Raw genomic sequence first — 9,036 nt, forward strand, 5'->3', positions numbered from 1 at the left:
GCTCAGGCCCCGGTGCCCCAGTGCGGCGGCACGTCGCGGAGGATCTCGGCGTCGTGGCCGGAGCGCTCCCCCGCCTCGGGCGCGTCCTCGGAGGCGCGATCGGGGATCACCCGGGGCTCCTCGCCGCGGCGCGGGGCGCGAGCGCCGTCGCCGTGGGCGCCGCCCGTCCGGTCGCCGTCGTCCCACGGGATGGGCTTCCCGGTGAGGGAGGAGATCACGACGCGGCCCGACCTGCGGTCCGCGCCGTGCGCCCCCTCGGTCACTGCCTCTCCTGGAAGCGGCGGATCGCGCTGCTGACGGAGACGTCGAGGAGCACGGAGCGCTGGGTGAAGCCGAGGAAGCTGCGAACCTCGGCGGCCAGGTGGTCCTCGAGGCGGGCGCGGCCGTCGGAGGCGATGTACTCGACGACCGAGTCGAAGTCCTCGCTCGCGTAGAACTCGAGCGGATGGCCTGCGGGGATCTGCGGCCGGGGCAGACGGTGGCGGGCGCCGCCGGCTCCCTCGAGCGCGGCCTGCTCGGCCTCCTCGCGGTAGAGCATGAGAGCCCTCTCGACGCCGCGGCGGATGCGCTCCGCCTCGCCGTCGGGGTCGATGAACAGCGCCCACGACCACACGCGCTCGGTCGCCCAGCCCGAGGCCTCGAGGCGCTCGGCCCGCAGCCGGTCGCGCTCGCGCTGGCTCGCGGTCGCGACGTACCTCTCGCCGTCCGTGTCGACGGCGAGCAGGTAGCGGCCGGGAAGGTCCGGGTGCCCCAGCGCGAGGTCGATCCGGTCCGAGGTCACCCCGAAGTCGGTGTCGACCACGAGGCCGAGGCGCCAGAGGCGGTCCGCCAGGTCGTTGACCAGGGCGTTGGTCTCGAGGACGTGGGCGACGGGCTCTTCCTGGACGGGCTCGTCCCGCGCGGGGCCGTCCTGCTCGGACTCGCCCTTCTCGGACTCGCCCTGCGCGGCGTCATGCTGTGCGGCGTCGTCCGATGCCGCAGGGCTGTGGTCAGCAGCGTCCCGGGCCTCGGCCTCGTGGGCATCCGCGCCGCGCCCGTCGGCCTTCTCGCCGGCGACGTCGGAGCGGTCGACGGAGTCATCGTGCGAGGCGGCCGCGTCGGCGCTGTCCGCGGGGGCCTCGGCCTCCGCCTCCGCCGAGCCCTGCGCGAGCTCCTCGTCGGACGTGCCGTCGGACTCCGAGGCCGCGACCGCGGCCGCGGACTCGGAGCCGTCGGGGTCGACGTCGGTCCCGCCGTCGTCCGGGGTGGCCGACTCGTCCTGGGCGTCGGCGGCGGCGAGCGCCGCTTCGATCTGGGCGTCGACGGAGCTCGTGGCCTCCTCCGCGGCCGACGCGGGCGGGTTCGCCGAAGCGGCCGAGGACGCGGAGGCCTGTGCGGCCGGCGAGGTGCGGGTCGGGGCCGCCGGAGTCCCGCTGCCCTCCGGGGCCTCGAGCCCGCCGTCGGCCCCACCGTGGAGCACGGTGAGCATGGCGCGCAGGTCACGGGCGCCCTCGGACTTCAGACGCGAGGGGTCGAGGTCCTCGACGTCGAAGGCGGAGACGACCGTGGTGCGTCCGCGAGAGCGGGTGAGCACGGTGGCGAGCGCCTTGCGTCCGTCGGGCGCGGAGAGCGGACCGAAGCGGTGCAGCAGTCGCCCGTGCGGGGTCTTGCCGAAGCCGAGCGAGACGATCACCTCGTCGCGCACCACGCCGGAGGCGCGCGAGGCGGGCAGCACCGTGAAGTACTCGCGGCTGGCCGCGTCGAAGAACTCGCGCAGGCCGGGCACCACCGAGACGGTGTGCATGATCCGCTCCATGACCTTGCGGGCGTGCTCCGCGGTCAGGGTGAACACCGCGAGCGAGAGCTCGGGGCGGTGCCGGGCGTGCTCGATGACGAGGTCGGTCACGCGGCGCAGCTCGGCCTCCGTGCTCTCGACGAGCTCGGTGCCGGTGGGCACGGCGCCCCGGCCGTTCTCGACGACGACGAGACGGTCCGGGTCGGGGGCCGACGGGCTGGGGGTGGAGACGACCTCGCCCACGAGCGACCGGCGCTGGGCGAAGGCGCGCAGCACGGAGCCGGCGGGCCGCGGATCGCGGTGGAGGGCGATGTGCGGGGCCACCTGCAGCATGTCATCGAGGAGGACCGGCCCCTCGACCTCGGCGTGGTCGAGGACGTCCCCGAGGACGACGACCTGGTCGGCCCGGGCGATCGCGGGCATCGCGGCCGCCGTCGGGAGGCGGCCGCCGTCGGCGACGATGACCATGTCGAAGTGGCGTCCGCGCGGGACCACCTGCGGCACCAGGTACGGGGAGGCGAGCCAGGTGGGGCGCGCGGCGAACAGGATGTCCTCGTACTTCGCGGCGAGGTCGCGCACCGAGACCGTCGAGGAGCGGGCGAGCTCGGCGATCGCCGCGCGCGAGGTGTCGGGGAAGGACATCATCGTGGAGACGAGGCGGTCGTCGGAGGCGCCGCGCACCCGGTAGGAGGCGCGCTCCATGTGCTGGGCGTCCAGGCGCCGGAAGCGCTCGGCGACCTGCGAGAGTCCCGTCCCGTCGTACTGGGAGATGGTGGGCTCGGCGCGGGCGATGAGCTCGAGGACGCTCTGCCACCAGGCGAGGTCGAGCTCCGCGGCGACGTGCTTCTCGCGGACGCCGCGCGCACGCAGGTCCTCGACGAGGTCGCCCAGGCCGTCGGCCGCGAGCGAGCGCAGCAGGGCGGTGCGGCGCGGCAGCGCGGCGAGGTCGTCGCGGTCCGCGAACAGGGCGTCGGCCCGCTCGGCGAGATCGTCGACGTCCGTGCGGGCGAGAGCCCCGCCGGCGGGCGTGCCCTCCAGCAGCACGGCGAGCTCGTCGCACAGGGCCTGCATCGACTCCGCGGTCTGCGCGCAGTTCTCGAGCTTCTCGGGGACGGACGGGGCAGAGCCGCTGCCGCCGTCGGCCGCCCTCCACTCCTCGCGCACGGCGCGCACGGTCCGCAGCGCCTCGTGCAGGTCGGGGGCGAGCGAGGCGGGGCGCTGCAGTGCGGCGGCCTCCTTGCGCAGTCGCCGACGGGTCGTGAAGGACATGACCACGCCGTGCTCGCGCCGCCAGTCCTTGGTGGCGGTCGCGGCGATGAGGTCGTCCAACGGGGCCGCGAACACGGCCCCCTGGAACACGGAGAGCGCCCCGCGGACCTTCGAGAGCAGCTGCAGGCGGGCGATCAGCGCCTCGAGCGTGCGCGCGGGGGCGAGGCCGACCTCGCCGCCGGTGCGCTCGATCGCGCGCCGCAGCTGAGGGAGCTGCTTCTCGCGCAGGCGCTCGACGAGGGCGAGGGCGCGCTCCGCCTGCGTGTCGGTGGTGATGGGTGCGCCGTACCAGGCGGTGTCCTCGGGTCCGATGGACAGCACGCCCAGACGTGCCGCCTCGCGCAGCGACTCCGCTCCGCGCTCCCGGTCCTCGCCGACCATGGTCGCGGCGACATCGGCGCCCAGCCGCACCTCCGTGCGGGGCGCGGGGCGCATGCGGGTGAGCGCGGCGAGCGCCGAGAGGGCGTCGTGCGCAGAGGCGTTCCAGGGCTGCTGGACGCGGTGCATGGCCTCGACGTGCCCGGTGAGGATGCTGCGTGCCTCGGCGAGCTCCTCGGGCTCGGCGGTGGAGACCGGCGAGGAGAAGGAGCCGGCGCGCCGGAGGCTCTGCAGCAGCGCGGCCGAGGCGTTGCGCTGGAGGGACGGATCCGGCGAGAGGTCGAACACGAGGTCCTCGAGGCCGCGCTCGCGAGCGAGGGCGGCGATGTGCGCGAGGTTCGCCCGGCGCTGGGAGACCACGAGCACGCTGCGGCCGCGCGCATTCGCCTCCGCGGCCAGGTCGACGACCAGGTCGATGGGGTCGGTGCCGGGCGGCGTGCTCACCGCGAGGTGGCCGCCGGCCAGGACGTGCGCGAGCACCCGCATCCGATCCGGAGGCAGGGAGGTGACCATCTCGGACTCGTCGGGGGCGGAGGGCTCGTGGGCACCCTCCCCTGCGGTGCCGCGCGACCCGCCGGGGGCCGCGGGGGCGCCCGTCGGCGCGGCGGCCGACGAGGCGTCGGCCGCCGGGGCGAGGGACGTGCGGGCCTCGGGGTCGCCGGCGAGGGCGGCGACGAGGTCGCTGTCCGCCCAGCCGGCGGGGTCGGTGCGAAGGTCGTCGACGAGCTGGCCGGCGGCGTCCATGAGGTTGCCGACCACGAGCGCCTGGGCGACGCGGAAGCCGGGCAGCGGCTGGCCGAGCGACTTGAAGGCGTCGATCACGGGTGTCGGGTCGAAGCCGTAGGGGCCCTCGGTGGTCGCGAGCAGGGCGCGGGCGTCCACGGCGATGCCGGCCTCGCGCAGGGCGCGCAGCAGGATCGGGTTCACGTCCACTGTCGCGTCGAGGTCCAGATCGACGTCCTCGCGGGCGCTGCCGCGCAGGCGCAGGGTGATGGGACGCACCAGCACGGGCGCGTGGAAGGGCTCGCCGCCGTCCTCGGGGATCCAGGTCGCCTCGCCGATGCCGAGATGGCAGGTGGACAGACCGACCTCCTCGGCCTGGCGCTCGGCGATCTCGCGGATCGCCCGCGCCTCGGCGCGGGCGTCGGCGAGCGCACCGACCTCCCGGACCAGGGAGGACAGGCGTGTCGGGCCGCGGCCGGCGAGGAGCTGGGCGAGGCCGGAGGGGTGGGAGTGCGTCAGGTCCAGCACGTGCTCGCCCGCGCGCATGCGGGTGAGGAAGGAGGGCTCGGCACGAGTGCCCGCGATCTGCAGGGTCCAACGGTCCAGGGCGCTGCCGACACGGTCGGCGCGGCTCAGCGGGCGGTCATCGACCCGGCGACGCGGCAGGGCGTCCTCGTCCTGGAGGGGCGCGATGTCGGCGCCGGCCGGATCCAGGCGGTGGTCGACGGAGAAGGCGAAGCCCTCGGCGCCGTCGGAGGCGTTCGCACTCGCCGCACTGGCGGCGCTCGCAGCACTCGAGGCAGAGCGACCGCGCCTGCTCGCGGCTCCGGTGCGGGCGGTCGAGGCGGCGGGACCGGCGTCCTCGCGGGACGAGGTCGTCTCGTCCGGCGCGCCCGGGGCGCTCTCCTGCTCCTCGGTGCGCTTCTTCCCACGCAGCAGTCTCCACATGGAACCCCACGCTACCGGCCGGACACCTTGGTGACGCGGAGGCGTGCCGTGCGCGGCGACGCAGGTCGCGCCGGGCGCATCACACACCACTCGCGCAGGCCTCCGTCGGCCCCTGACGGCCCGGCCGGACACCGACGTCCTCCGGCGCCCACCGGCGGACCTCGGGCGGGCCTCGGGCGGGCCTCGGGCGGGCCTCGGACGAACCTTCAGGCCTCGTGCAGGCGCACCTCGTGCTCGGCGAGGTGCTCGCGCAGCTCCCCCGGGACCTCGCCGGCGATCACGAGGTCGGTGAGCGCGGCGACCGGGCAGATGCCCGCGAGCGCGCGCAGGCCGAACTTGTCGGCCGTGGCGAGGCCGACGACGCGCCGCGAATGCCCGATCATCGTGCGGGTCACGCCCGCTTCGGCGTCGGAGTTGCAGGTGAGCCCGGCGTCGATGTCGAGACCGATCATGCCCACGAACATGGTGTCCAGCCACAGGTCGCGCATCGTCGCGGTCGCGAGCGGCCCGGTGAGCTCGAAGGAGTACGGCTCGGCGACGCCGCCGAGCACGACGGTGCGCACTGCGGGGCGCAGCACGGCCTCGGTCGCGATGTTCAGGGCCGCGCAGACGACGGTGAGCCCGGGCGTGCCGTCCTTCGCGTCGAGGTCGGGACGGGAGACCGCCCGACGTGCCGTGCTCGTGGTCGAGCGCCCGCCGTTGAAGCCGACGATCTGACCGGGACGGATCATCTCCGCGGCGAGAGCCGCCACCCGCTCGCGGTCGGCGGAGGCGCCGTCCTTCTCGCGCGGCGTGGTCGCGAGCGAGTAGGCGACGTCGATCGCGACGATGCCCCCGTGGGTGCGGCGCGCGAGCTGGGCGCGCTCCATCTCGACGAAGTCCCGGCGCACCGTGGACTCGCTGATCCCCAGCTCGCGGGCCACTTCGGTGACGCTCAGGCTGCGATGGGTCGCCAGCATCGCGAGCACGCGGTCCCAGCGCCCGCTCTTGTCCTTGGGCGGTGACGAAGCGGCTGCTGCCGCGCGAGCGTCGGTCGTTTCCATGCACTCATCATGCCCGGCGATGGCGGGAATGTGCATCAAATGCTCACAGGTCGTCACTTGGGCGCCATGTTCCGCGGATAGTTGGCACGTCTGGCGCGGAGGCTCTTAGCGTAGGGCTGTCGCTCCGACCGGAGCGCGACGCCGAACGAGAGGAGTTCCCCATGGGTCTCAACGACGCTTTCGACAAGGCCAAGGATGTCGCATCCGACAACAAGGACAAGATCGGTGAGGGCATCGACGGTGCCTCGGAGAAGGCGCAGGATGCCGCTCCCGATCAGTTCGACGGCGCCATCGGCGATGCCGGCGACAAGGCGAAGGACGGCCTCGGCAATCTCTGATCCGAGTACCTCCCACGGCCGATGAGCCGTCGAAGCGGCGCCGGACCTTCGGGTCCGGCGCCGTTCGCATGCGCGGGGGCGGGGCATCGGCGCGAGGGAGCCCCGACGCGAGCAGACTCCGACCTCAGGGGGTCTGGAGCTCCGGCCGGTCGGTGAGCACGGGTAGCGTGGACCGCGCCTCGGCCACGGCCCCGACGTCGACCTCGACGAGGAGCAGCTCCTCGTCCTCGCCCGCGGCCGCGATCACCGCGCCGAGCGGTGAGACGGCGACGCTGCCGCCGACGCCGCGCGCCGCCTTCCCGCTCCAGCCGGGCGCGGGCACCTGGTCCGCGGCCAGCAGCAGGCTCGTGGAGTCCAACGCCCGTGCGCGCTGCAGCACCCGCAGCTGATCGGCCTTCCCCTCCCCCGCTCCCCACGCCATGGGGACGACGATCACCTGCGCGCCCGCCCGCGCGAGCGCCACGAACTGCTCGGGAAAGCGGATGTCATAGCAGGTCGCGAGACCCACACGGATCCCGTCGACGTCGATGGAGACGAGCTCGGCGCCGGGAGCGATGGTCTCGGACTCCCGGGCGCCGAAGGCGTCGTAGAGGTGGATCTTGCGGTAGTCCGCGCGCAGGTCGCGACCCCGGACGATCACCGTGTTGTGGACGCGGCCGTCGGCGGCGCGGGTGAAGGATCCGGCGACGGCCACCAGTTCGTGCCGCTCTGCACTCGCGGTGATCGCCTCGTCGAAGGCGCGGGCGTGGTCGCGCGCGGCGGCGGCCAGGTCCGTGCCGAAGGGGGCGAGCGCCGCTTCGGGCAGCACGACGAGCCGCGCCCCCGCCGCAGCCGCCTCGTCGAGGGCGCGCACGGCGCGCTCTGTCGCGCGCGCGGGATCCTCATCGACGGCGTACTGGGCGAGGGCGACGGTCAGCGTGGAGGTGCTCACGCTTCGATCCTGCCATGCGCCCGGGCGGAGGTCCCGGGCCCTCCGTACCGTAGGATGGTCGGCGGTTCCGCCCCCGTAGCTCAGGGGATAGAGCACCGCTCTCCTAAAGCGGGTGTCGCGCGTTCGAATCGCGCCGGGGGCACCAGAGAAACAGCAGGTCACTCAGTCGTCGCGGCACGGCACATTCGCGCGGCCGCTAGTGTGTCCGCGTGGGCATCGTGATCGAGTTCGTGCTGAGTCTGCTCGGAGATTTCGTCCTCGCGCGCGGCCGCCAGCAGAAGCGGAACGGCAGCGCCGAGGACTGACCGGGCAGCTTGCTACGGTGGCGGACATGAGCAAGGACGGTCTGCGCCTGCTGTGGCTGAAGGTGATCGCACGACCAGTGGTGCTGGTCGCGCTCCTGTGGCTCTGGTGGCCCGGCGAACGGCTTCTGCACTCGTGGACGAGTCAGCTCGCCCTCGTGTTCGTCATCGTGGCCTCGATCTTCTGGTTGCGACGCTTCGTCGCGGACCTCCGTGCGCTGATCAGCGCGTACACGCAGCGGGACGTGACGACCGGCCCGCGCGGCACTGAAATGCCTCCGGCGGACCACTGAGATCTCCACCCTTCGCCAGCGCGGTGCTGGCTGCACACCGCATCACGGCGACTCCGGGGGCCTCACCGGCGCCGCGCCGGCCTGCGCACCACGGCGAGGAGCACCGCGCCCACCACGATGATCCCCGCTCCGACGCCGGTCATCACGGTCGCGCGCGGCGCGATGTCGGCGCTGAAGCGGGCCTCGAAACCCTGCACGATCGGGCCCAGGAAACCCGCGCCGTCGACCGACGCAGGCACGAGAGCTCCGATGCCCGCGGCGAGCAGCAGACCGATCGCGCCCGCCACGAGGGTCGCGATGCCAGCGCCCAGCAGGGCGGCCCGCCTGCGGTCGGCGACGATCAGTGCGAGCACCATGAGCACGATCATCACCGGCAGCGCCCACGACGCGTACGGGAGCACCTGCGCGGCCGCGCGCAGGGCGGGCAGGTCGGGGATCGTGGTGAGGGTGACCGTGGGATGGTCGGACCGGGGCAGGGTGATGCCGAAGGGCAGCTTCTCCTCGATCGGATCCATGAGCGAGTCGACGGCGGGCGAGAGGTCGACCTCGATCGGACTGTCGCCGGAGGCGAAGAGCCCCTCGTGCACCGAGTCCATCGAGTCGTCCCACATCTCCTGGTAGGCCGACGTGGTCGTGAAGGACGCCGCCTGCTCCTTGGCGTAGGGCGCGACCGTGCCGCGCACCGAGGAGGGGATCACGTCGCTCGAGAGCAGCTCGTCGACCGCGGCATCGGTGAGCGCGTGCTGGGTCGAGGCGTCCTCCCCCATGGGCTCGGCGATCTCGAGGAACCCCGCGCGCTCGACCACGTGCTGCTGCAGCCAGGTGCCCGGCAGCCAGCTCGCGCCGACCACGGCGGCGAGGACGAGCAGCAGGACGCTCGCCGTCTGTCGCAGTGCGCTCATCTCATGGCCTCCTCCGGGGATGTTCGGGCGTGCGGTCAGGCACCGCGCAAGGGTGCCACGTCCACCTGGGTCCGCGCCTGATCCGCACGGACCTTCCCCGGACGCACGTCGGCCCCGCACCCAGGGGTGCGGGGC

At 74.1% G+C, this 9,036-nt stretch carries 7 protein-coding genes and 1 tRNA gene; 3 read left to right on the plus strand and 5 right to left on the minus strand.

Going from position 1 to position 9,036, the window contains the following annotated elements; genetic code table 11:
• Positions 1–2: 2 nt before the first annotated feature.
• From ACFQ53_RS08005 to ACFQ53_RS08015, 3 genes are all read right to left on the minus strand, one after another.
• Positions 3–263, minus strand: a complete 261-nt coding sequence (locus ACFQ53_RS08005; RefSeq protein WP_377857827.1) for a hypothetical protein — start codon at positions 261–263, stop codon at positions 3–5.
• Positions 260–5,092 (minus strand): hypothetical protein, encoded by a 4,833-nt coding sequence (locus tag ACFQ53_RS08010; protein ID WP_377857830.1) that lies wholly within the window; start codon positions 5,090–5,092, stop codon positions 260–262. The genes ACFQ53_RS08005 and ACFQ53_RS08010 overlap by 4 nt, the downstream gene beginning before the upstream one ends.
• Positions 5,093–5,298: 206 nt before the next feature.
• Positions 5,299–6,135: a DeoR/GlpR family DNA-binding transcription regulator gene (locus ACFQ53_RS08015; RefSeq protein ID WP_249478907.1), complete on the minus strand. Its 837-nt coding sequence runs from the start codon at positions 6,133–6,135 to the stop codon at positions 5,299–5,301.
• Positions 6,136–6,296: 161 nt separating this feature from the next.
• Here ACFQ53_RS08015 and ACFQ53_RS08020 point away from each other — a divergent pair, with 161 nt between their 5' ends.
• On the plus strand, positions 6,297–6,473 hold the full coding sequence (locus ACFQ53_RS08020; RefSeq protein WP_152351716.1) for an Rv0909 family putative TA system antitoxin: 177 nt from the start codon (positions 6,297–6,299) through the stop codon (positions 6,471–6,473).
• Positions 6,474–6,597: 124 nt separating this feature from the next.
• On the opposite strand, the gene ACFQ53_RS08025 is transcribed toward ACFQ53_RS08020, so the two are convergent.
• Complete coding sequence (locus ACFQ53_RS08025; protein WP_377857835.1) at positions 6,598–7,404, minus strand: nitrilase-related carbon-nitrogen hydrolase; 807 nt, start codon at positions 7,402–7,404, stop codon at positions 6,598–6,600.
• Between the two features lie 69 nt (positions 7,405–7,473).
• On the opposite strand from ACFQ53_RS08025, the gene ACFQ53_RS08030 reads away from it, so the two are divergent.
• Together ACFQ53_RS08030 and ACFQ53_RS08035 are read left to right on the plus strand one after the other, a co-directional pair.
• Positions 7,474–7,549 (plus strand) — tRNA-Arg (locus tag ACFQ53_RS08030).
• Between the two features lie 186 nt (positions 7,550–7,735).
• Complete coding sequence (locus ACFQ53_RS08035) at positions 7,736–7,999, plus strand: hypothetical protein (RefSeq protein ID WP_377857838.1); 264 nt, start codon at positions 7,736–7,738, stop codon at positions 7,997–7,999.
• A gap of 62 nt (positions 8,000–8,061) precedes the next feature.
• Here the strand turns inward: ACFQ53_RS08035 and ACFQ53_RS08040 are convergent, their stop codons facing one another.
• Positions 8,062–8,901, minus strand: a complete 840-nt coding sequence (locus tag ACFQ53_RS08040; RefSeq protein WP_377857841.1) for a hypothetical protein — start codon at positions 8,899–8,901, stop codon at positions 8,062–8,064.
• Positions 8,902–9,036 lie beyond the last annotated feature (135 nt).

Source organism: Brachybacterium sp. NPDC056505, assembly GCF_042794925.1.
In the GTDB taxonomy this organism is placed as follows: Bacteria; Actinomycetota; Actinomycetes; order Actinomycetales; family Dermabacteraceae; genus Brachybacterium; species Brachybacterium kimchii.

Bases quoted from the DNA above. Each gene is read 5' to 3' on its own strand.
- ACFQ53_RS08035 (WP_377857838.1), top strand. From the start codon at position 7,736: ATGAGCAAGGACGGTCTGCGCCTGCTGTGGCTGAAGGTGATCGCACGA.
- ACFQ53_RS08010 (WP_377857830.1), bottom strand. From the start codon at position 5,092: ATGTGGAGACTGCTGCGTGGGAAGAAGCGCACCGAGGAGCAGGAGAGC.
- ACFQ53_RS08040 (WP_377857841.1), bottom strand. From the start codon at position 8,901: ATGAGCGCACTGCGACAGACGGCGAGCGTCCTGCTGCTCGTCCTCGCC.
- ACFQ53_RS08015 (WP_249478907.1), bottom strand. From the start codon at position 6,135: ATGGAAACGACCGACGCTCGCGCGGCAGCAGCCGCTTCGTCACCGCCC.
- ACFQ53_RS08020 (WP_152351716.1), top strand. From the start codon at position 6,297: ATGGGTCTCAACGACGCTTTCGACAAGGCCAAGGATGTCGCATCCGAC.